Origin of the sequence: Pseudomonas carassii (assembly GCF_036324045.1) — a bacterium.
Classification (GTDB): Bacteria; Pseudomonadota; Gammaproteobacteria; order Pseudomonadales; family Pseudomonadaceae; genus Aquipseudomonas; species Aquipseudomonas peradeniyensis.
The window spans coordinates 1-21411 of record NZ_JAZDCT010000003.1; the positions used below are offsets into that span (position 1 = coordinate 1).

At 65.8% G+C, this 21411-nt stretch carries 15 protein-coding genes; 8 read left to right on the forward strand and 7 right to left on the reverse strand.

Annotated features, from left to right (window positions below; all coding sequences use genetic code 11):
* Positions 1-62 precede the first annotated feature (62 nt).
* Together cysS and V0R62_RS02680 are read right to left on the reverse strand one after the other, a co-directional pair.
* The gene (gene cysS, locus V0R62_RS02675) at positions 63-1445 is read right to left on the reverse strand and encodes a cysteine--tRNA ligase (protein ID WP_330102621.1); all 1383 of its coding nucleotides are present in this window, start codon (positions 1443-1445) and stop codon (positions 63-65) included.
* Positions 1446-1454: 9 nt separating this feature from the next.
* A complete protein-coding gene (locus V0R62_RS02680; protein WP_330102622.1) occupies positions 1455-3158 on the reverse strand; it encodes a glutamine--tRNA ligase/YqeY domain fusion protein in 1704 nt (567 codons plus the stop codon).
* Positions 3159-3406: 248 nt separating this feature from the next.
* Between V0R62_RS02680 and V0R62_RS02685 the strand changes: the two genes are divergently transcribed.
* Complete coding sequence (locus V0R62_RS02685) at positions 3407-3910, forward strand: peptidylprolyl isomerase (RefSeq protein ID WP_110699387.1); 504 nt, start codon at positions 3407-3409, stop codon at positions 3908-3910.
* Complete coding sequence (locus V0R62_RS02690) at positions 3907-4629, forward strand: UDP-2,3-diacylglucosamine diphosphatase (protein WP_096049958.1); 723 nt, start codon at positions 3907-3909, stop codon at positions 4627-4629. Before V0R62_RS02685 ends, V0R62_RS02690 begins: the two co-directional genes overlap by 4 nt.
* A 149-nt stretch (positions 4630-4778) precedes the next feature.
* Here V0R62_RS02690 and pvdQ read toward each other — a convergent pair whose 3' ends face one another.
* Complete coding sequence (gene pvdQ, locus V0R62_RS02695) at positions 4779-7085, reverse strand: bifunctional acylase PvdQ (RefSeq protein ID WP_408005621.1); 2307 nt, start codon at positions 7083-7085, stop codon at positions 4779-4781.
* A gap of 199 nt (positions 7086-7284) precedes the next feature.
* Here pvdQ and V0R62_RS02700 point away from each other — a divergent pair, with 199 nt between their 5' ends.
* The gene (locus tag V0R62_RS02700; protein WP_330102623.1) at positions 7285-7647 is read left to right on the forward strand and encodes a fe2+ zn2+ uptake regulation protein; all 363 of its coding nucleotides are present in this window, start codon (positions 7285-7287) and stop codon (positions 7645-7647) included.
* 36 nt (positions 7648-7683) lie between these two features.
* On the opposite strand, the gene V0R62_RS02705 is transcribed toward V0R62_RS02700, so the two are convergent.
* Entirely contained in the window at positions 7684-7872 is a 189-nt protein-coding gene (locus V0R62_RS02705; RefSeq protein ID WP_011533313.1) for a hypothetical protein, read from the reverse strand.
* Positions 7873-8306: 434 nt separating this feature from the next.
* Here V0R62_RS02705 and V0R62_RS02710 point away from each other — a divergent pair, with 434 nt between their 5' ends.
* Positions 8307-8687: a Mor transcription activator family protein gene (locus V0R62_RS02710; protein ID WP_330102624.1), complete on the forward strand. Its 381-nt coding sequence runs from the start codon at positions 8307-8309 to the stop codon at positions 8685-8687.
* Between the two features lie 18 nt (positions 8688-8705).
* On the opposite strand, the gene V0R62_RS02715 is transcribed toward V0R62_RS02710, so the two are convergent.
* From V0R62_RS02715 to V0R62_RS02725, 3 genes are read right to left on the reverse strand one after another with little or no spacing between them, the layout of a single operon-like run.
* On the reverse strand, positions 8706-12380 hold the full coding sequence (locus V0R62_RS02715; RefSeq protein WP_408005622.1) for a translocation/assembly module TamB domain-containing protein: 3675 nt from the start codon (positions 12378-12380) through the stop codon (positions 8706-8708).
* Entirely contained in the window at positions 12377-14119 is a 1743-nt protein-coding gene (locus V0R62_RS02720; protein WP_330102626.1) for an autotransporter assembly complex protein TamA, read from the reverse strand. The genes V0R62_RS02715 and V0R62_RS02720 overlap by 4 nt, the downstream gene beginning before the upstream one ends.
* A 53-nt stretch (positions 14120-14172) precedes the next feature.
* Positions 14173-14823: a GNAT family N-acetyltransferase gene (locus V0R62_RS02725; RefSeq protein ID WP_330102627.1), complete on the reverse strand. Its 651-nt coding sequence runs from the start codon at positions 14821-14823 to the stop codon at positions 14173-14175.
* 163 nt (positions 14824-14986) lie between these two features.
* Between V0R62_RS02725 and xthA the strand changes: the two genes are divergently transcribed.
* The 4 genes from xthA to V0R62_RS02745 all read left to right on the forward strand — a co-directional run bounded on the left by xthA (position 14987) and on the right by V0R62_RS02745 (position 21346).
* A complete protein-coding gene (xthA, locus tag V0R62_RS02730) occupies positions 14987-15799 on the forward strand; it encodes an exodeoxyribonuclease III (RefSeq protein WP_330102628.1) in 813 nt (270 codons plus the stop codon).
* A gap of 198 nt (positions 15800-15997) precedes the next feature.
* A complete protein-coding gene (locus V0R62_RS02735) occupies positions 15998-16876 on the forward strand; it encodes a formylglycine-generating enzyme family protein (RefSeq protein ID WP_330102629.1) in 879 nt (292 codons plus the stop codon).
* A 130-nt stretch (positions 16877-17006) separates the two neighbouring features.
* The gene (locus V0R62_RS02740) at positions 17007-18671 is read left to right on the forward strand and encodes a cyclic peptide export ABC transporter (protein WP_330102630.1); all 1665 of its coding nucleotides are present in this window, start codon (positions 17007-17009) and stop codon (positions 18669-18671) included.
* Between the two features lie 230 nt (positions 18672-18901).
* Positions 18902-21346: a TonB-dependent siderophore receptor gene (locus V0R62_RS02745; RefSeq protein ID WP_330102631.1), complete on the forward strand. Its 2445-nt coding sequence runs from the start codon at positions 18902-18904 to the stop codon at positions 21344-21346.
* Positions 21347-21411 lie beyond the last annotated feature (65 nt).

Here is a 21411-nt window from a genome sequence, read left to right on the forward strand (position 1 = left end):
GGGGGCGCGGCGCGGCCACCCCCCGGCCGGAAAGGGCTGCGCAGCAGCCCCAGTGGCGCCGATCAGTCAGCCAGGCGCCAGGTAGTGGTGCCCTTGCTGTCTTCCAGCACCACGCCCATGGCGGTCAGCTGGTCGCGGATGCGGTCGGACTCGGCCCAGTTCTTGTCGGTGCGCGCCTGCAGACGCGCCTGGATCAGCGCCTCTACTTCGGCGGCATCGACCTTGCCCTCGGCGCCGGCACGCAGGAAGTCATCGGCTTCCAGCTGCAGCACGCCCAGCACATCCCCCAGCTCGCGCAGGCGACCCGCCAGGCCGGCGGCGGCCGCGGGGTCGCTGTCGCGCAGGCGGTTGATCTCGCGCACCAGGTCGAACAGCACGGCGCAGGCTTCCGGCGTGCCGAAGTCGTCGTTCATCGCCACGGTGAAACGCTCGACGAACGCCTCGCCACCCTTGGCCGCGACCCGCGGCAAACCGCGCAGCGCGTGGTAGAAGCGCTCGAGCGCGCCCTTAGCGTCGCGCAGGCTGTCCTCGGAGTAGTTGATCGCGCTGCGGTAGTGGCTGGCCACCAGCAGGTAGCGCACCACTTCCGGGTGGTACTTGTCGAGCACGTCGCGGATGGTGAAGAAGTTGTTCAACGATTTGGACATCTTCTCGCCATTGATGCGGATCATGCCGCAGTGCATCCAGGCGTTGGCGTACTGCTTGCCGGTGGCCGCCTCGCTCTGGGCGATCTCGTTCTCGTGGTGCGGGAACTCCAGGTCGCTGCCGCCACCATGGATGTCGAAGCTCTCGCCCAGGCAGCAGGTGGACATCACCGAGCACTCGATGTGCCAGCCCGGACGGCCCGGCCCCCACGGCGAATCCCAGTAAGGCTCGCCCGGCTTGACGCCCTTCCACAGGACGAAGTCCAGCGGGTCCTGCTTGGCCTCATCGACCTCGATGCGGGCGCCGATGCGCAGGTCTTCGATCTTCTTGCGCGACAGCTTGCCGTAGCCGACGAACTTGCCGACCCGGTAGTACACGTCGCCGTTGCCCGGCGCGTAGGCATAGCCCTTGTCGATCAGGGTCTGGATCATCGCGTGCATGCCGGGGATATGGTCAGTGGCACGCGGCTCCTGGTCCGGCGGCAGGATGCTCAGGCGGCGCTCGTCCTCGTGCATCGCGTCGATCATGCGGGCGGTCAGCGCGTCGAACGACTCGCCGTTCTCGTTGGCCCGGTTGATGATCTTGTCGTCGATGTCGGTGATGTTGCGCACATAGGTCAGCTCATAACCGCTCTTGCGCAGCCAGCGGGTGACCAGGTCGAAGGCCACCATGCTGCGGCCGTGGCCCAGGTGGCAGTAGTCGTACACGGTCATGCCGCACACGTACATGCGCACCTTGTTGCCGTCCAGCGGCTTGAAAACTTCCTTGGTTTTGCTCAGCGTGTTGTAGATGGTAAGCACGAAGGTTCCTCAGCTGCCCCACGAATCGCGCAGGGTCACGGTCCGGTTGAATACCGGGCGACCCGGCTGGGAGTCTTTCAGGTCGGCGCAGAAGTAGCCTTCGCGCTCGAACTGGAAGCGGTCTTCTGGCTGGGCCTGGCCCAGGGAAGGTTCCGCGCGACAACCGCTGAGCACCTGCAGCGAATCGGGGTTGATGTTGTCGAGGAAGCTGCCGCCGTCTTCGGTCTTCTCCGGGTTGGCGGAGCGGAACAGGCGGTCGTACAGACGCACATCGCACTCGACGCTGCCTTGCGCCGGCACCCAGTGGATCACGCCCTTGACCTTGCGGCCTTCGGGGTTCTTGCCCAGGGTGTCCGGATCGTACGAGCAGCGCAGTTCGACGATGTTGCCGTCGGCATCCTTGATCGCCTCGTCGGCGCGGATCACGTAGCTGCCACGCAGGCGCACTTCACCGGCCGGCTCCAGGCGCTTGTAGCCCTTTGGCGGCTCTTCCATGAAGTCGTCGCGGTCGATGTACAGCTCGCGTGCGAACGGCAGCACGCGCACGCCCATGTCTTCCTTCGGATGGCGCGGCAGTTCGAGCTGCTCGACCTGGCCCTCTGGGTAGTTGGTGATCACGACTTTCAGTGGGCGCAGCACGCACATGGCGCGTGGCGCGGTGCGGTCAAGGTCGTCGCGGATGCTGAATTCGAGCATCGCCATGTCGACCACGCCGTCGGAGCGGTTGGTGCCGATCATCTCGCAGAAGTTGCGGATCGACGCCGGGGTGTAACCGCGGCGGCGGTAGCCCGACAGGGTCGACATGCGCGGATCGTCCCAGGCCTCGACGTGACCTTCGTCCACCAGCTGCTTGAGCTTGCGCTTGGAGGTGATGGTGTAGTTCAGGTTCAGGCGGCTGAACTCGTACTGGCGCGGGTGCGCCGGCACCGGCAGCTTGTCGAGGAACCAGTCGTACAGCGGACGGTGGCTTTCGAACTCCAGGGTGCAGATCGAGTGGGTGATGCCTTCGATGGCGTCCGACTGACCGTGGGTGAAGTCGTAGTTGGGGTAAATGCACCACTTGTCACCGGTCTGGTGGTGGTGGGCATGGCGGATGCGGTACAGGATCGGGTCGCGCAGGTTCATGTTCGGCGAGGCCATGTCGATCTTGGCGCGCAACACGCGTTCGCCGTCCTTGAACTCGCCGGCCTTCATGCGCGCGAACAGGTCAAGATTCTCCTCGACGCTGCGCTCGCGGAACGGGCTGTTCTTGCCCGCCTCGGTCAGGCTGCCGCGGTATTCCTTGGCCTGCTCGGGGGTCAGGTCGCAGACATAGGCGTTACCCGACTTGATCAGCTCCACGGCCCAGGCGTGCAGCTGCTCGAAGTAGTCCGAGGCATAGCGCACCGGGCCTGCCCACTCGAAGCCCAGCCATTTGACGTCACGCTGGATGGAGTCGATGTACTCCTGGTCTTCCTTGGCCGGGTTGGTGTCGTCGAAACGCAGGTGGCAGGCGCCGCCGAACTCCTTGGCCAGGCCGAAGTTGACGCAGATCGACTTGGCGTGGCCGATGTGCAGGTAACCGTTGGGCTCCGGCGGGAAACGGGTGACGATGCTCTGGTGCTTGCCCGAGTCCAGGTCGGCCTGGACGATCGGCCGCAGGAAGTTCACAGGGACGGCGGGTGCGCCTTTGGCAGCGGCGTTTGGCGCGTTGTCGGCAGTGGGCTTGCTCATAGTGTCCTTGAATGCAGGTAGCCGGCCCGGGTAGGCCGATTGAATCAAAGCGCCTATCATAGCCGAAGCAGTCAAGCTGCTGACAGCCGGAGCACCGACAAAGTGGCGCGTTTTGTCGCCGCAGCGGTCTACAATCCGGCACAATGGCGCCCCAGTGGCGTGTGCCGCGGCGGCCTGCTCCTGCGTCAGGTCATCCGAGCGCACCGCGCACCCTATTTCCCGAATGCCTTGAAAGAGCGAATTTCAGCATGTCCAAAGTCAAACTGAGCACCAACCACGGCGATATCGTCATTGAACTGAATGACGAAAAAGCCCCGATCACCGTGGCCAACTTCCTCGAATATGTGAAGGCCGGGCACTACAGCAACGTCGTGTTCCACCGTGTGATCAAGGGCTTCATGATCCAGGGCGGCGGTTTCGAGCCAGGCATGAACGAAAAACGTGACAAGCGTGCCAGCATCCAGAACGAAGCCGACAACGGCCTGAAGAACGACAAGTACACCATCGCCATGGCCCGTACCATGGAGCCGCACTCGGCGTCGGCGCAGTTCTTCATCAACGCCTCGAACAACGACTTCCTCAACCACAGCGGCAAGAATGTCCAGGGCTGGGGCTACGCAGTGTTCGGTAAAGTGACCGAAGGTACCGAGGTTGTCGACGCCATCGAAAAGGTCGCCACCGGTTCCAAGTCTGGCCACCAGGATGTACCGAAAGAAGACGTGATCATCGAGAAAGCCGAGATCATTGAGTGATACTGCTGATCTCCGATCTGCACCTGCAAGAAGAACGCCCGGACATCACCCGGGCGTTTCTTGATCTGCTCGACGGCCGCGCCCGCCACGCCAAGGCGCTGTACATCCTCGGCGACTTTTTCGAGGCCTGGATCGGCGACGATGCGATGACGCCGTTCCAGCAGTCGATCTGCCAGGCCCTGCGCCGGCTGAGCGACAGCGGCACGGCGATCTACCTGATGCACGGTAATCGCGACTTCCTCATCGGCCAGGCGTTCTGCGACGCCGCTGGCTGCACCCTGCTGGCCGACCCCAGCGTGGTCGAACTGGGGGGCGAGGCGGTGCTGCTGATGCACGGCGACACCCTGTGCACCCGCGACGTGGCCTACATGAAGCTGCGCCGTTACCTGCGCAACCCGCTGACCCTGTGGATCCTGCGGCACCTGCCGCTGGGCACGCGGCAGAAGCTGGCGCGCAAGCTGCGTAGCGAAAGCAGCACGCAGGTGCGCATGAAGAGCACCGAGATCGTCGATGTCACCCCCGAGGAAGTGCCCAAGGTGATGGCCGCCCATGGCGTGCGCACCCTGGTCCACGGCCACACCCACCGGCCGGCGCTGCACAAGCTGGTGGTCGACGGCCAGCCGGCGCGGCGTATCGTGCTGGGGGATTGGGATCGTCGGGGCTGGGCGTTGCAGGTGGACGAACAGGGCTTCCAGCTGGCGCCGTTCGAGTTTTCCTGAACGACAGACGCGCCCCCCTGTAGGAGCGGCCTCGTGCCGCGAAAGGGCCGCACAGCGGCCCCCGATTTCAGCGATTATGCAACGATCGCCGGGGCTGCTTTGCAGCCCTTTCGCGGCACGAGGCCGCTCCTACATCATCTGACGCCTGATCACTGGGCGCTGACCACCCGCCCTTTATCCCGCTCACTGATCACATACCGCCGATACTGCGGATCAGCCTTGATTTGCGCCTCGGTAAACGGGATCAGCGCCAGTTGCTTGGCCGCGAAAGCCCGCGTCTGGTCGGCGGCATGCTCCGACGCCTTTTCGCTCGACAGCGAGAACGCCAGCAATCCCTGAGCCTGTGGCCCTTGCTCGGTGAAGCTGACCACCTGCAGATAGCTCGAGCCACTGACCACCAGGCGCTTGCCCGGCCCCACCGGCACACTGACCATCGCGTTGTAGACCCCCAGGGCCTGCGGACCACCGGGTACCGGCGTGCCATCGACGGCCTGCTGGATCTGCCCCCAGCGCTGGTCGGCGGCGATACCTGCCTCGCCAACCTGCTCCAGTGACGCCAGCGCCGCCTCGCGCAGCAGCTTGCCTACCGCGGCCTGCTCCACCGCCAGGCCACGAGGCGTGTGCTGCGGATCGGCCGGATCGAATGGCACGCGCCAGCTTTGCGGGTGTTCGGCCAACGCACCGGCGATATTGATGAAGTGGACCAGCCCGATTCCGCTGTCCAGGTCGGCCTTGCCATTCCAGTCCCGCAAGCTGGCGCACACTGACTCAAGGTCCGCCTCAACGCCCTTGCACCACTGCAGCAGGTCTGGCAGCAGCAGGCTGGCCTGGTACACCTCGTCGTCAAACACCATGCGCCGCAGCTCGGCGACACCCAGCTTGTCCTTGCCCTGCAGGCGCTGCAGGGCAAAGCGGCTGCGCATGCCCAGGGGCTGGTCGGCACGGCTGACCAGCGGCGAGAAGCCGGTCAGTGGCTGGGCCGGGTTGGCCATCCACGCCGAATCGTTGGCATGCTGCACATAGTCGCGCCGCTCCAGGTTCGGCAGCAGGCTCGCCGGGAAGATCCCCGGCTGTGCCGCTTGATCATCGACCTTCCACTGGCAGGCGCTGCGCGAGCCATCGAGCACCACCAGCGGGCCGGAAGCCGCCGGATTGCTGCACTGCGCCAGCAGCGCCTGGTCGACATAGGGCACCACCGACTGGTTCAGGTACAGGGCCTGGCCGGCGGCATCCACCGCCAGGGTGTTGACCCAGGGGATACCCTGCAACTGCCCCACCGAAGCCTTGAGCGCCTCCAGGCTATCGGCGCGGTTGATCCGGTACCACTGTTGCAGGACCCGGGTATTGTCCAGGTTGGCGTCGCGCAGGCTGTAGGCCGCCTGGTTGTCCCAATCCAGCCGCCCTGGCCACTGCACCACCGGGCCGAACTTCGACAGGTGGATGGTGCGCTCCACCTCGCTCAGCGTGCCGTCCTTGCCCTTGACCGTGACCTTGAGCTGCTGGCGCTCGAGCGGCAGCGACTGGCCGTCATACAGGTAACGGGTCGCGTCCTTGGGGTCCAGCTGCAGGCGGTAGAGGGTGAAATGCTTCGAGGTATCGACGGTATGGGTCCAGGCCAGATGGCGGTTGAAACCGATATTGACCACCGGCAGGCCCGGCAGGGCCGCGCCCATCACATCCAACTGCCCCGGGATGGTCAGTTGCATCTGGTAGAAGCGCATCCCGCCGATCCAGGGGAAATGCGGGTTGGCCAACAATAGCCCGCGACCGTTGGCCGAACGCTCGCTGCCCACCGCCACCGCGTTGCTGCCACGCTCGGCGGCGAACTGTGCCTGGCGCGCCAGGGCCACGCTGTAGTCGACCGTCGGGCGTTGCGCCGCCAGCTTCGGCGGAGTCGCGGCCACCACCGCCTCGACGAACTGGCCGACACCGCCTTCGGCCAGCAGGCGTCGGGTCAGTTTGACCAGGTCGCGGCTGCTGATTGGCCGCACCCAGTCCCCTGCCCCGCACTCGGCCGGCAGGCCTTCGGCGCGCCGCTCACCCAAGGCACGGTTGTAGCCGCTGGCATAGCCGTCGAGCAGGTCGCGTACCGCCACCGGCTGCGCCTGCAGGAAGGCATCCACCGCCGCCGGTTGGTTGAGCCAGGTGAAGAACAGGTCGCTGGACAGGTTGTCACGCTGCTCGACCGTTTTGCCGTCGCCGCCAAAATAGCGTGAACGCTCGCCATTGACCGTCAGCACCTCGTTAGCCAGCAGGCACAGGTTGTCCTGGGCGTAGGCGTAGCCGATGCCGTAGCCCAGGCCGCGTTCGTCCTTGGCCAGGATATGCGGCACGCCGAAGCTGGTGCGGCGGATCTGCGCGGTGGCCTCGTCGGCGACCTCCCGGGCCTGGACGGCCAGGCTGGAGGCAACCAGGGCGGCGGCAAGGCCCAGGCGGAACAGGGGAAGAGGGATCACAGGCACTCCTCGTGCTATCGGGGTCATCCCGAACAGACGAATGGCCGGATGAAAATTTTACGTTCGACACGAGGCTGCAACGTTCTCAACAGAGCGTGTCAGATTTTTTTCACCGAGGGTTGCAGTTTTGTCGATCTCATTCGTCTTTAGATGTGAGGCACCCATGATTTCGGGACAGTCCACGAAAAGGAGCATTCACATGTACAACCCGCAACAATCGCTATCGGCGCCGCCTGCCCCAGGCCAGGCCGCCGTCCCCCAGGAGGAACGCGTGGGCAACGAACAGATCCGCGAACTGCTGCGCGCCTATGGCCTGCGCACCAGCCTGATCCGCCTGAAGGTCATCGACGCCCTGCACACTGCCGGGCGCAATGGCCGCAGCATCGGTGTGCGCGGCGTGCACGCGCAACTCGAGCAACTGGACATTCCGCTGTCGTTCCTGAGCGTGCGCGAGGTGCTCAAGCGCCTGTGCAGCGAAGGCGTCATCAGCCTGGGCAGCGACAAGTGCTACAGCCTGAACCCCCAGGCCCGGGCCGTGCTCGAGCAGCCCGCCTCGCGCTGAGCGCATGGCCGGCAAGGATATGCCGGCCCGCCCGTCTCAGGGCTTGACCTTGCGCCGCAGGATCCCGTTGATCACCACAACCACCACCGCGATGGCGATGGCGATGTACTGGAACGTCTGCTCGCTGATAGTGCCCTGCTTCTGCAGGTAGCTTAGGCCGAGCATGATCCCCAGGACCACCAGGATGATCAGGATCGAGTATTTGAGGCGCTGCACGTGGGTCATCGGTAATTCCTTGCGACATCGGGGACATGAGGCTCCAGCGGAGCCGACGCCATGATACCTCGCCCGCTTTTCCCCCGCTGAAGTTCCTGCCCGCCGCCTTTCCCTGCGCCTCCCTCCTCACTCCTTAGCCCCGGGAATGTCCCTGGATGCACGCCTGGGTCACCCACCCAAAACGCCATCATGGAACCCCTTCACTAGACGGTTTGGGGCCTGTAGCTAAAGGGTGAAGGCCTTTCCTACTTCGCGACATCAGGTTGCCCGCAAACAACAGGCAGCTACGACTACAAGCTCCGGTCCGCTTCGCGCCTAGCGACCCTTTCCACTGCTGTTCGAAAATCGGACCACGCCACTCGGACCGCCACCCGTGGCCGACCACGCCGCAGCCATTCGGGCCTCGGCGTCTGCCAAACCTACATGACGGAAGGAACCATTTCGTGGAAAAGCCAGACCTGAGCAATATCGACATCACCCAACTGCCCCAGTCGCTGCAGGCGCTGATCGAGTGCGTCGGCCTGGACAGCGCCTACCGCCTGACCTGTGCTTTCGGCGGACGCCCCAAGTACATTCCCAAGCACCGCGACCGCAGCAAACTCGCCGATGTGCTGCCATCCGCGGCGCTCGACGCGCTGATCGAGCGCTATGCCGGCCTGGCCCTGGAGATCCCCAAGCCCGACCACTTCCAGCGCCAATTGCGCAACCAGCAGATCCAGAGGGAAAGCGCCAGTGGGCTGTCGCGCAGCCTGCTGGCCAACAAGTATGGTTTGAGCCTGCGACAGATCGGCAATATTCGGCGCCAGGAGTGCCATGCCCGCTGAGCAGGCACTCCACCGGGCTTAGAAATCGCGCTTGTAGAAGATGTCCAGCGAACTGGCCAGGCCGCTGGCGGCCTCCAGGTAGACCTTCTTGCTGAGCTTGTAGCGCAAGGCAATGGTGTTGGCAGGCTCGAACACGCCGACACCATAGCGCAGGCTCAGCCGCTCGGTGAGGTTGCCGCTGGCCACCACGCTGGTCTTGTTGCCCGAGCCTTGGGTGTCGAGCTGGAAATCGTCGATACCCAGGTTCGAGGCCAGGCCCCCGGTCAGGCCGGCGCTACCCATCAGGCCCAGGCCCAGCGCCGCCTCGGCCAGCATGTTGTTGTCCTCGCCGGAGCTGTTCAGCGGCCGACCAAGCACCAGGTAGGACAGCGCCTGCTCCTGGCTCATCGCCGGCTCCGAGAACACCTTGGTGGTAGGCTGCTCGGCGCTGCCGCTCAGGCGGATACCGGCAATCACGTCATCGACCTGGCGGATGGCCTCGATGTCGAGGTACGGCTGGTCGATAGGCCCGGCGAACAACAGGCGCGCACGACGGATGCTCAGCTTCTGCCCGTAGGCGCGGTAGCGTCCGTCGGCCAGGCTCAGTTCGCCGCGGGTGTCGAGGTTGTCGCCGATATGCACATGCCCCAGCAGGTTGGCGGTGAGGCCGAAGCCCTTGAACGACAATTTTTCGCTGCCGACCTCGACATCGATGTCCATGGCCACCGCCATCGGCGGCTTGCCCTGCTCGGTCTGGTGGCCGACGATTACCGTGTCGTCCGAGACCTTGACCGTCGAGGGCGGCAACTCGCGCACGGTGATCTTGCCCTTGGGCACCCGCACCTTGCCGATGACCGCCAGGCGGTCGTCCAACAGGCGGATGGTCAGGTCGGGCGCCACTTCCAGCGCCGCGTAGGGCTCGACACTGACCGGCAACTGCTGGCCCTGCAGGCGCAGGTCCACGCCCAGCGCCTGCCCCCAGCTCAGGTGGCCGGCCAGTTGCCCGCGGCCGGCGGCGCCGCTGCGCCAATTGCCGTTCAACTGCACCTGCTCGCCGGCGATCAGTGCCTGCAGCGACAGGTCCTCGAGGCTGACCGGCAGCTCCGCGCCACTGACTTCGCCGCCGCTCAGGGCCAGGTTGCCATTGACCTGGGGCGCCAGCAGGCTGCCTGACAGGCGCCCGCTGCCGTTGAGCTGGCCGGCCAGGCGCTCGACCATGGGCAGGAAAGGGCGGATGACTGACAGGTCGAGCCCGGCCAGGCGGAAGTCGCCGGACAGTGGCTTGTTGCGGCCCAGCGGGTCGATGCGGGCATTCAGGTTCAGCTCGCCCAGGCGCTCGCCACGGAAATCCACGCGGGTGTCGACCCGGCGCGGCGCCAGGGCGCTGTCCAGGCGTAGCACCTGGTAGGGGAAGTCGATCCAGCGGTCCTTGTCGCGCACGCGCAAGGTGCCGCCGCCGGCATCAATGCGAATACTGCCCTTGGGCCCGCTGGCGGGGATGTCGAGGTTGATGTCGGCATTGAGCAGACCCTGCCAGGCGAAGTCCTTGGGCAGCCACTGGGCCAAGCTGTCCAGCGGGAACTGCTTGAGGTGGTAGCGCAGACGCGGCTCCGGTGCCAGACGCTGGTCCTCGCCGCACAGGCTGGCCTGCCCGGAACGCCAGCAGTGGGCGCCGAAATCGAGCTGGCCGCTGGCCAGGCGTTGCAGGCGCGCCGGTGCCTGCAGCTGCCAATCCTGCCCGCCGGCCTGGATGCGCCCGCTGGCCAGGCGGCCACGCCAGTCGCCCTTGCTCAAGGCACCATCCAGCGCCAGGTCGAGCTTGAGTTGCGGGCCGTCGAGGGCCAGCGTCACGGCCTGCTGGCGGATATCGCCCTTGCCTTGCACGTCGAGGCTGCCCAGGGCGGTATCCCCCAGGCGGATCCCACCGGCCTTGAGCGTCAGCTGGCCGCGCTGGGCGTTGTCCAGTCGCGCATCCAGGTTCAGGCGCTGCACACGGTTGTCCGCCTGGCCCAGTTGCTGCCCCTGCAGGGCCAGAGTGCCTTGAGGCGCGGCCAGGGTCCCGGCCAGGTCCAGGCGACCCTTGGCCTGCCCTTGCAGCTGCGGCCAGAGCTGGCCCAGACGCGGCAGATCGAGGTCGATGCGCCCAGCCAGACGCTGCTGCAGGCTGGCGCTGCCGCTGATGCGGTTGTCACCCAGTTGTACCGCCAGGCTGCCCAGGGTCCAGTGCTCTCCCGCGCCCTCGGCGTCGACCTTGACCAGCGCCGGCTGGCCACGTAGTCGGCCCTTGAGGTCCAGTTGCGCCTTGAGCGTCAACTGCTCGTGCTTGAGTTCGCCCTGACTGCGCAGCGGGCCGGCCAGGGTGCCCGGCAGTTCCGCCAGCCAATAGGCAGGATCCAGCGCCGACAGTTGCAGGTCGACATCCCAAGCCACTGCGTCGGCGAAACGCAGGGCGACACTGCCCGCGGCCTTGCCCTGCCCCGCACTGAGCAGCAGTTGCGGCAGGCGTACCTGGCCCAGGTCGCCCTCGAACGGGCTGGCCAGGCTAAAGGCGCCCGCCGGACCGTCCAGATCACCATTGAACGTGCCTTTGTAGTTGCCGTCGCGGTACTGCACCTGGGCATTGAAGCGCTTGAGGGTGACCTGGGGCGCCTGCTCCAGCGGATACAGGCGCAACCAGGGGAAGTCCAGCCAGTCGAGGCTGGCGTCGGCGCTCAGGCCCTGCTGCCAGTCGGCGCTGGCCTGCAGCTTGAGGCGCTGCGTGTCGCTGGCATTGAGGTCCAGCGCATCGATTCGGGCGCCCTTGGCGTCCACCTTCCCGGCCAGCACCAGGCCCACCGGCCCTTGCTCGGCGGGCAAAGTAGCCGAGCCAGACAATTGGTAACCCTTGAGCAGATCGCCCTGGGCGTCGAGCTTGAGCTGGTTCAGTTGCAGGGTGTCGGGCAACTCGCCGGCCGGCTTGAAGGCCTCCGAGCGGATGCTCAGGCGGGCCGGCAGGTGTTCTGCCAGGGCCTGCAACTCGCCGTTCAGCCGGGCATCCAGGTAACCACTGCTGGTAGCCTCGATGACGAGGGTCTTCTGCAGCTCGCCCTTGGCGCTCAAGGCCAGCTGCCACGACTTGCCATCGACCGCGGGCAGTTGCAGCGTGCCCTGCAGTTGCAGCGGCCAGTCGCCCTGGGGCGTCAGGTCGCCTTGAACGTCCAGGTGCAGATCGTCTCGGCGCAGTTGCAGGCTGTCCACCCGCAGGCCGCTTACAGTCCAGTGCGCGGTCAGGCTCAGGTCGCCCAGCAGGTCGCTGCCATCCAGGCGCAACTGACCCACCTTGACCTCGCCCAACTCGATGGCCAGCGGCAGGTTCAACGCAGGCAATTGCAGCGGACCGCTGTCGGGCTGGTCTTCACCCGACGCGAAGTCCATATCGATGCGCTCGGCCTGCAGGCGCTCCACGCACAGGGTGGCACGCAGCAGGCAGGCAGGCGACCAGGCCAGTTGTGGTGCCAGCAACTCGACCCGATCGTCGCCGGCAGACCAGCGCAGCAGGCTGGCCTGCCAGCTGCCGCCAAGGCGCCCGGTAAAATCGCTGACCTCGAGCCCCGGCACCCGCGCCAACACCCAGCGGCTGCCCGCCTGGGTGCCGAACACCAGCCCCAGCGCCAGGACGATCAGCAGCAGCAGGCCCGCCAGCACCAGCAGGATCGGTTTGAACACACGCATCACAGCTCGGGCCCCATTGAGAAGTGCAAGCGAAAACCACCGTCATCATCCAGCGCGCGGGCAAGGTCAAGGCGCAGCGGACCGACCGGCGACACCCAGCGCACACCGATACCTACACCGGTCTTGAGGCTGGGGAATTCCAGCGAGTTGAACGAGTTGCCCTGGTCGACGAAGGTCGCCAGGCGCCACTTTTCCGCGATCGAATACTGGTACTCGGCGCTGCCGGCCACCAGGTAGCGGCCGCCAATGCGGTCGCCCTGGTTGTTCTTCGGCGACAGCGACTGGTAGTCATAGCCGCGCACGCTCTGGTCGCCACCGGCGAAGAAGCGCAGCGACGGCGGGATGTTCTGCTGGTAGCCGTTGGTGGCGCTGCCGCCGAACTGCACGCGACCGAGGAAGCGATGGTTCTGGCCTAGGGTGGTCAAGCCTTTGAGCAAGACGTTGCCGTGGATCAGGTTGGTGTCCGAGCCCAGGCCTTCCTTGGCGGCCTGCAGGTCGAACTGCAGGCGGTAGCCGTTATGCGGGTCGATGCGGTTGTCGCTGCGCAGGTACGAGAAGCTGACGCCCGGCATCAGCAGGTTGCTCAGGCCCGAGTCGTCGCCCAGGCGGTATTCCTCGCGCTGGTACTTGAGCGAGATCACACGCTGCCAGCCACTGGGCAGCTTGCTGTGCCACTCGGGGCCGACGGTGAGCAGCTTGCTCAAGGTGTCGGTGCCGGAAATATCCTCGTTCTGGTAGCCGCCGGCGAAGCGCAGCTTGTCGGTGAGTGGCGGGTCGAGCGGGATGTCGTACCACAGCCCGACGTTCTGCCGGGGCGCCGACAGCTCGGTTTCCCAACCATAGCTGTGCCCTTGCGGGTTGACCCAGTGGCGGGTCCAGTTGGCCTTGCCGCGCGGCCCGACGTCAGTGGAAAAGCCCAGGCCCAGGCCCAGGGTACGCGGCTTGCGGGTATCGAGGCGCACATCCACCGGGATGTCCTCGCCCACCGCGGCGGTGGGCGCGGCGTCCACCCGCACGCTGTCGAAGTAGCCGCTCGATTGCAGGTCGTTGTTGAGTTCGGCGATCAGTTCCGAGTCGTAGGGGGTACCGGGCTTGAACGACACCATGCGCTGCAGCAGGTCGTTGTCCAGCGGCGCGTCGCCGCCGAAGGTCACCGCGCCCAGGCGGTAGCGCGGGCCGCTCAGGTAGACCAGCTCGATGTCGGCCACGCCGGCCTGCGGGTCCACCGCCAGCCGCTGGCGCTCGAAACGGCCGGCGAAGAAGCCGTAGCGCGATGCCTGGTTCTGGATCAGCCGCTTGGCATCCTCGTAAATGCCGTGATTGAGTTGCTCGCCCGGGCGCAGCGCCTTGCTGTCGGGGATGCGAAAGGCCTTGAGTTCGCTGGCCGGCCCGTCGATGCGCACGGTCACGTTGCGCAGGCGCACCGGCTCGCCGGGCTCGACCCGGATGATCAGTTGCGCGGGTTTGTCCTTGTCGCTGGCGGGCTTGACCTCGGTCTCGACCCGCGCCTGGTAGTAGCCCAGGGCCTGGGCAGCCTTGCGCGTCTGCTCCTCGGCGCCCCGGCTGAAGCGCAGCAGCGCTTCTTCGTCGCGCTCGCCCAAGCTGCCGATATACCCTTCGATATTGGACTTGAGCGCCTTGTTGGCGGGTTTGACCCGCACCAGCAATTCGCTCTGCGCCCATGCCATGGAGCTGGCGGCCAGCAACAGCAGGCCCCAGCCAAGTCTTCCTGAATACGTCATGCGCGGCATGCTACCAGAGCAAAGGGGTCAAGAGGGCTGTCGGCAAACGCCTGTCACAGGTTCGCCACCCTGGACGAGCAGGGATTGGGATGGAAGAACACCCGTTCCCTGATCGGCCCCACCGCGATCTCGCCGATCTCCTCATAGCCCTGGCGCTGGTAGAACGCCAGGTAGTGCGCATTGCCGGTGTCCAGCACCACGCCCTCGGTGCTGGCGTCCTCCGCGCACCAGTCGTGCACGGCCTGCAGCAGTTGCTCGCCGTAGTGCTGGCCCTGGAACTGCGGGTGCACGCCCAGCAGCGGCAGGACATGAACATTGTCGCCCGGCAGGCAGCCGGCCAGCGCCGCCTGGTAGTCCAGGTAGCGCCGGGTGCAGCGCAGGCCGGTGCCGAGGATCATGCGCAGGCGCCAGGCCCAGCTGTCGGCCACGCCCAGGCGCCGCTGCGGCGGCACGATCAGCGCCAGGCCGATCAGGCGGTCCTCCAGCAGCAGGCCGATTGCCGGCAGCTGCAGATAGAAGTGCTGGCGCACCCACTCGCGCACCATCACCCGCAGGCGGCGCTCGTAGCCGGGGCGCTGGCCCTCGAACAGCCAGGCGAAGGTCGGCTCGTGGCGATAGGCATGGTAGAGCAGCGAACGCGCCTCACGGGCGTAGCCGGCGTCGAGCAGGCAGGTCCGGGCCGGGGCGGCGATGACGTCGGGCATTGCGGGCAGTCCTCCTGGAATGGGCGTACAGTGCCTTGGAGCCAGATTCCGGCGCTGGGTTCACCTCCTCCAGCACGTTAGCAGTGCCCGCCGCGCGGCGCCATGCTGGCCGTGGCCGGCGATGTCGGCTAGCATCCGTGGCTTTTACCAGGATTATCTTTCCATGAAGATCGTCTCGTTCAACATCAATGGCCTGCGCGCCCGTCCGCACCAGCTGGCGGCGCTGATCGACAAACACCAGCCGGACGTGATCGGCCTGCAGGAAACCAAGGTCAGCGACGATCAGTTCCCGTTGGCCGACGTCGAGGCGCTCGGCTACCACGTGCACTACCACGGCCAGAAGGGCCACTACGGCGTCGCCCTGCTCTCGCGCCAGGCGCCGCTGTCGTTGTTCAAAGGCTTTGCCAGCGATGAAGAGGACGCCCAGCGCCGTTTCATCTGGGGCACCTTCGCCGATGCCGACGGCACGCCGATCACGGTCATGAACGGTTACTTCCCCCAGGGCGAGAGCCGCGACCACCCCACCAAGTTCCCGGCCAAGCAGCGCTTCTACAGCGACCTGCAGGCCCTGCTGGAAAGCCAGTTCCAGAACCACCAGCCGGTGCTGGTGATGGGCGACATGAACATCTCGCCCCAGGACTGCGACATCGGCATCGGCGCGGATAACGCCAAGCGCTGGCTGAAGACCGGCAAGTGCAGCTTCCTGCCCGAGGAGCGCGAGTGGATGGAGCGACTCAAGGGCTGGGGCCTGGTCGACAGCTTCCGCCACCTGCACCCGGAAGTGGCCGACCGCTTCAGCTGGTTCGACTACCGCAGCCGCGGCTTCGAGGACGAGCCCAAGCGCGGCCTGCGCATCGACCTGATCATGGCCTCCCAGGGCTTGCTGCCGCGGGTCAAGGCCGCCGGGGTCGACTATGAACTGCGCGGGATGGAAAAACCTTCGGACCATGCGCCGATCTGGCTTGAGTTGGGTTGAGTTCAGCCGCTAGCGCTTGACTCTAGCCTTGTAGCGCTCTCGAGATCGAGCGCCGCCCGCGTGGCGCTCGATCTCATAGGCGCCACACCTCTCCCGCCAAACACTTGTTACAAACCACGCTTAAACATCGCCTCGTTCATTTCGTCCATCAGCACGAACTCCCGCTGTCCGCCCAGCAACCCTGAACAAGGCTTTCCCATGACCGCACCCCTGAACCGCCTCACCCTGGCCGCCCTGCTGGTCGCCTGCAGCCTGCCGGCCCTGGCCGCGGCGCCCGCGCACAAACCCGGCACGGTGTTCCGCGACTGCGACAAGACCTGCCCGGAAATGGTGGTGCTGCCCGCCGGCAGTTTCATGATGGGCACTCCGGATGACGAAAAGGGCCGCCAGGACGACGAAGGCCCGCTGCACCAGGTAACCTTCAAGAAGGCCTTTGCCGTCAGCCGCTACCAGATCACCAACGGGGAATGGAAGGCCTACCTCAAGGCCAGCGGCTACAAGGTTCCCAACGGCGACACCCGCCCGGGCCGCGAATGCATCGCGGGTGTGCCGCGCTACCAGCAGGGTGACCGCCAACCCGCCGTGTGCCTGAACTTCCACGAAGCCGAGGCCTATGCTTCCTGGCTGTCGAAGAAGACCGGCAAGGTCTACAAGGTGCTCAGCGAATCCCAGCGCGAGTACGCCGTGCGCGGCGGCAGTACCGGGCCGTTCCCCTTCCCGCTCGATGACAACGACGAGCAGAAGTACCAGATCTCCAAGCACGCCAATACCTACGGCCCCACGGACGGTTTCTCATTCACCTCGCCCGTCGGCAGCTTCCCGCCCAACGCCTTCGGCGTCTATGACGGCCACGGCAACGTCTACGAGTGGACCCGCGACTGCTATGTCGACAGCTACGCCAGCGCCCCCACCGACGGCAGCCCGCAGACCAACAGCAGCGAATGCGAGGACCGCCGGGTGATCCGCGGCAACGACTACACCGAGGCACCGATCTTCTCCCGTTCGGGCAACCGCAACGAACGCAGCTCCACCCTGCGCGGCGACTGGATCGGTTTCCGCGTCGCCCGCGAACTCTAAGCCCTCCCCACTTCCGGCGCCCCTGGCGCCGGATCCGCCTCGCCACTAAATCCGCGCAAAACCCTCTCGTCTACCAAGATCAGGGCCTGGTCCGCCGCCCTGCGCCAACGAATACTCACGAGATGACTCCATGACGTCCAAGACCCCCAGCCTCGCCCAGGAAACCCTGCGGATACTCAAGCCGTTCTGGATGCTGGTCGCGCTTTCGGCGGCCCTCGGCGTGGTCAGCGGCCTGAGCGTCACCGCCCTGCTGGCCACCATCAACAGCGCAATGAACGCCGTGGGCGGGCCGGACACCCGCACCGCCCTGCTGTTCGGCGGCCTGTGCCTGCTGACCCTGGCCTGCTCCACCGGCTCGAATCTGCTGACCAACTACGTCGGGCAGAAGGTGGTGGCGCGGCTGCGCCGCGAGCTGTCCGCCAAGGTGCTGGTGGCACCGATCGCGCAACTGGAGCGCTACCGCGCCCACCGCCTGATTCCGGTACTGCTCAACGACGTCAGCACCATCAGCGCCTTCGCCCTGTCGGTGGCGCCGATGGTCATCGCCTTCACCGTCACCCTCGGCTGCCTGTCCTACCTGGCGCTGCTGTCCTGGCAGATCCTGCTGGTCACCGTGCTGACCGTGGTGATCGGCACCGGCGCGCAGTTCCTCGCCCACCGTTACGGCATGAAGAACATCCTCACCGCGCGCAACAACGAGGACGAGTTGCAGAAGCACTACCAGGCCCTTTCCGGCGGCGCCAAGGAACTGCGCATCCAGCGCAAGCGCCGCCAGCACATGCACGACCACTTGATCCACGGCGCCACCGAGCGCATCAGCAAGGCCAACATCCGCGCGGCGAACATCTTCGTCAGCGCCGAGACCTTCGGCTCGATGCTGTTCTTCGCGGTGATCGGCATCGCCATTGCCTTCCAGGCCCTGTGGCCGAGCACCGACCGCACCGTGCTGGGCGGTTTCGTGCTGGTGATGCTGTACATGAAGGGGCCGTTGGAACAGCTGATCAACAATCTGCCGAGCATCAGCCGGGCGCAGATCGCCCTGCGCCGCATCGCCGAGCTGTCCCAGCGTTTCTCCTCGCCCGAGCCGCACCTGCTGGTCAGCGACCGCACGCCGCAGGTGACCGAGGTCGCCTCCATCGAGCTGCGCCAACTGCGCTACGACTACCCTCAGGTCGAGGGCAGCCAGCCATTCCACCTGGGCCCGGTGGACCTGACCATCCGCCAGGGCGACATCGTCTTCATCGTCGGCGAGAACGGCTGCGGCAAGACCACCCTGATCAAGCTGCTGCTGGGCCTGTACACCCCGCAGCAGGGCGAGGTGCGCCTCAACGGCGAGACGGTCACGCCGCAGCACCTGGACGACTACCGCCAGCTGTTCACCACCATCTTCGCCGACTACTACCTGTTCGACGAACCGCTGCCGGGCCTCGCCGAGCTGCCGTCGGAGGCCGCCAAGTACCTCGAGCGCCTGGACATCGCCCACAAGGTCGGGATCCGCGACGGCAGCTTCACCACCACCGACCTGTCCACCGGCCAGCGCAAGCGCCTGGCGCTGATCAACGCCTGGCTCGACCAGCGCCCGGTGCTGGTGTTCGACGAATGGGCCGCCGACCAGGACCCGGCCTTCCGCCGGGTGTTCTACACCGAGCTGCTGCCGGAGCTGAAGCAGCAGGGCAAGACCATCATCGTCATCTCCCACGACGACCGCTACTTCCCGGTGGCCGACCAGCTGGTGCGCATGCACAGCGGCAAAATCCTGGTCGAACGCAACCAGGAACCCGCCCTGCCCGCCTGACGCCCCTCTCGCGGGCGGTGACCCTGTCACCGCCCGCGCCGCTTAAATTCCCCGCCGCACCGCTCGTTCCCCTATTGCCGCACGCCGAATCAACCCTGCCCACAGGGAAGTCGCAGGTCACGCCTCTACCAACCGCAATAATTATTTTTCCGGTTTTGGCATTCGCATGCGTCCTACTCGCAACGGAATAATTTTCATTTACTTTGCGTACCTTGAGCCAGAGCATAAAAATGCCAATACCAGCCAACACCCTGACCCCCTTGAGCAAAGCGCTGATGCTGCGTCGGATGCTGCGCTCCTCGCCGGCCATGGCCACCCTCGGCCTCGCACTGTCCCTGCCGCTGGCCGCCCAGGTGCAGGCCCAGGAGCAGGACTTCGACATCCCGGCCCAGTCGCTGGCCAGCGCCCTGCAAGAGCTGGGACGCCAGGGCAACCTGCAGGTGCTGTTCAGCCCGGAAACCGTCCAGGGCCTGCGCAGCAGCCCGGTCAAGGGCCGCTTCTCGCCAACCCAGGCAGCTGGGGAGCTGCTCAGGAACAGCGGGATTCGCTACAGCGTGCAGGACAACACCCTGATCATCAGCGGCGCGGCGGAGTCCGGTTCGGCCATGACCCTGGACGCCACCACCATCAACGGCCAGGTGCTGGGTGCCACTACCGAAGGTACCAACTCCTACACCACCGGCGCGGTGACTATCGGCAAGACCGCGCAGTCCCTGCGTGAAACCCCGCAGTCGGTAACCGTGGTCACCCGCAAGCTGATGGATGACAAGAACCTGGTGTCGCTGGACCAGGTGATGGCCCAGACCACGGGTATCACCCGCGCCAACCGTGGCTACGGCAACCACCACTTCAGCTCCCGCGGCTTCGACCTCACCGACGACAGCTACATGGTCGATGGCGTGCCCGGCCAGGCGTACGCCTACACCGGCTGGATGACCCCGGACATGGCGGTGTTCGACCGCGTCGAAGTGCTGCGCGGCGCCTCCGGGCTGCTGGTGGGCGCAGGCAACCCGGGTGGCGCGGTGAACCTGGTGCGCAAGCGCCCGACCGCCGATCCACGCTTTTCCGTCACCACCCGTGCCGGCTCCTGGGACAACTACCGCCTGGACCTGGACGCGAGCGGCCGTCTCAACCCCGAAGGCACCCTGCGTGGGCGCATGGTCGCCTCCTATGAGGACCGCGGCTACTTCACCGACGTGACCAAGTCCAAGCGGCCGCTGCTGTACGGCATCGTCGAAGCCGACCTGAGCGATGCCACCACCGTTGGCCTGGGCCTGCGCCGCCAGACCTCGCGCATCGACGGCTACAGCGTACTGGGCATCCCGAACAATCCCGATGGCAGCAACCCGCACCTGAAGCGCTCAACCTTCCTGGGGCAGGACTGGGCCACGCTGCAGACTGATATGGACGAGGTGTTCGGCGACATCACCCACCGCTTCAACGACAACTGGAGCGGCAAGCTGGCGCTGTCGCACTCCGAGGGCGGCTACAACCGCAGCGCCATCGAGTGGAGTGCGGATGACACCCTGGAGTACGGCGCAGCCGGCGGGCCGGTGGTCAAGGATGTCAGCTACCACAAGTTCGACGTTACCTCCAACGCCGTCGACGGCCATCTGGACGGTACCTTCGATGCTTTCGGCCTGACCCATCAGGTGACCTTGGGCGCCAACTGGTCCAAACGCAAGATGAACGACAAGGACCGTACCGAATACCTGCCGACACCTATCCCACTGAACGTATTCGATCCCAGTCACAGCAACATTCCCAAGCTGGCACGCCAGGGCTGGGACTACAAGGACGACACCATCGACACCCGTTACGGCACCTACCTCAGCACGCGTCTGCGCGCGACTGAGGACCTGAGCTTCGTACTCGGTGCGCGCCTGAGCTGGTACAAGACCGAGGCCTGGGATGGCGATCTGGTCACGACCAACGAGCAGAAACACGAGTTCACCCCCTTCGCCGGCGTGATCTATGACCTGAACGACCAGTGGTCCTGGTATGCCAGCTACGCTGATATCTTCCAGCCGCAGGCCAACTACCGCACCGCCGCCGGCAGCATGCTGGACCCCTCCACGGGTACCAACTCCGAAACCGGTATCAAGGGTGAACTGTTCGACAAACGCTTGAACGTGTCCTTCGCCGTGTTCTACATCGAACAGGAAGACGTTGCCGCACGCGACTGGGAAAACGACGGCAAATGCCAGAACGACGTGGCCGGTCGCTGCTGGGTCAACAGCAATGGCATCAACCGCAGCAAGGGCTTCGAAGCGGAAGCCAGCGGTGAACTGCTGCCGGGCCTGCAGGTGGCTGCCGGTTACACCTACAACACCACCAGCTCCTCCGACGGCGGCCCGATCTCCGCGCAAACGCCGAAACACATGCTGCGCCTGAACACCAACTATACCCTACCGGGCGAGTGGAGCCGCCTGAGCGTCGGTGGCGGCGTCTCGGCGCAGAACTCCTACGTCGACAAGGGCAACGAGGCCTACAACAGCGGCCGGGCGATCTTCGACGCGCGCGCCGCCTACAAGCTCGACGAGCACTGGACCGTCGGTGTGGACGTCGAGAACCTGTTCGACCGCAAGTACTTCGACTCGATGGGCTACTGGACCCGCGGCACCACCTACGGTACCCCGCGTAGCTACATGTTCACCCTGCGCGGCGACTTCTAAACTCCGCCTGGCAACGACCGGCGCCCCCTCTCGAGGGGGCGCTGTGCTTTGAGCGCCAGCAAGCG

What these genes read in the sequence shown, in the direction of transcription:
- V0R62_RS02720 (WP_330102626.1), bottom strand. Translation starts at nt 14,119, where the DNA reads ATGACGTATTCAGGAAGACTTGGCTGGGGCCTGCTGTTGCTGGCCGCC.
- V0R62_RS02725 (WP_330102627.1), bottom strand. Translation starts at nt 14,823, where the DNA reads ATGCCCGACGTCATCGCCGCCCCGGCCCGGACCTGCCTGCTCGACGCC.
- V0R62_RS02680 (WP_330102622.1), bottom strand. Translation starts at nt 3,158, where the DNA reads ATGAGCAAGCCCACTGCCGACAACGCGCCAAACGCCGCTGCCAAAGGC.
- xthA (WP_330102628.1), top strand. Translation starts at nt 14,987, where the DNA reads ATGAAGATCGTCTCGTTCAACATCAATGGCCTGCGCGCCCGTCCGCAC.
- V0R62_RS02735 (WP_330102629.1), top strand. Translation starts at nt 15,998, where the DNA reads ATGACCGCACCCCTGAACCGCCTCACCCTGGCCGCCCTGCTGGTCGCC.
- V0R62_RS02740 (WP_330102630.1), top strand. Translation starts at nt 17,007, where the DNA reads ATGACGTCCAAGACCCCCAGCCTCGCCCAGGAAACCCTGCGGATACTC.
- V0R62_RS02700 (WP_330102623.1), top strand. Translation starts at nt 7,285, where the DNA reads ATGTACAACCCGCAACAATCGCTATCGGCGCCGCCTGCCCCAGGCCAG.
- V0R62_RS02685 (WP_110699387.1), top strand. Translation starts at nt 3,407, where the DNA reads ATGTCCAAAGTCAAACTGAGCACCAACCACGGCGATATCGTCATTGAA.
- V0R62_RS02745 (WP_330102631.1), top strand. Translation starts at nt 18,902, where the DNA reads ATGCCAATACCAGCCAACACCCTGACCCCCTTGAGCAAAGCGCTGATG.
- V0R62_RS02705 (WP_011533313.1), bottom strand. Translation starts at nt 7,872, where the DNA reads ATGACCCACGTGCAGCGCCTCAAATACTCGATCCTGATCATCCTGGTG.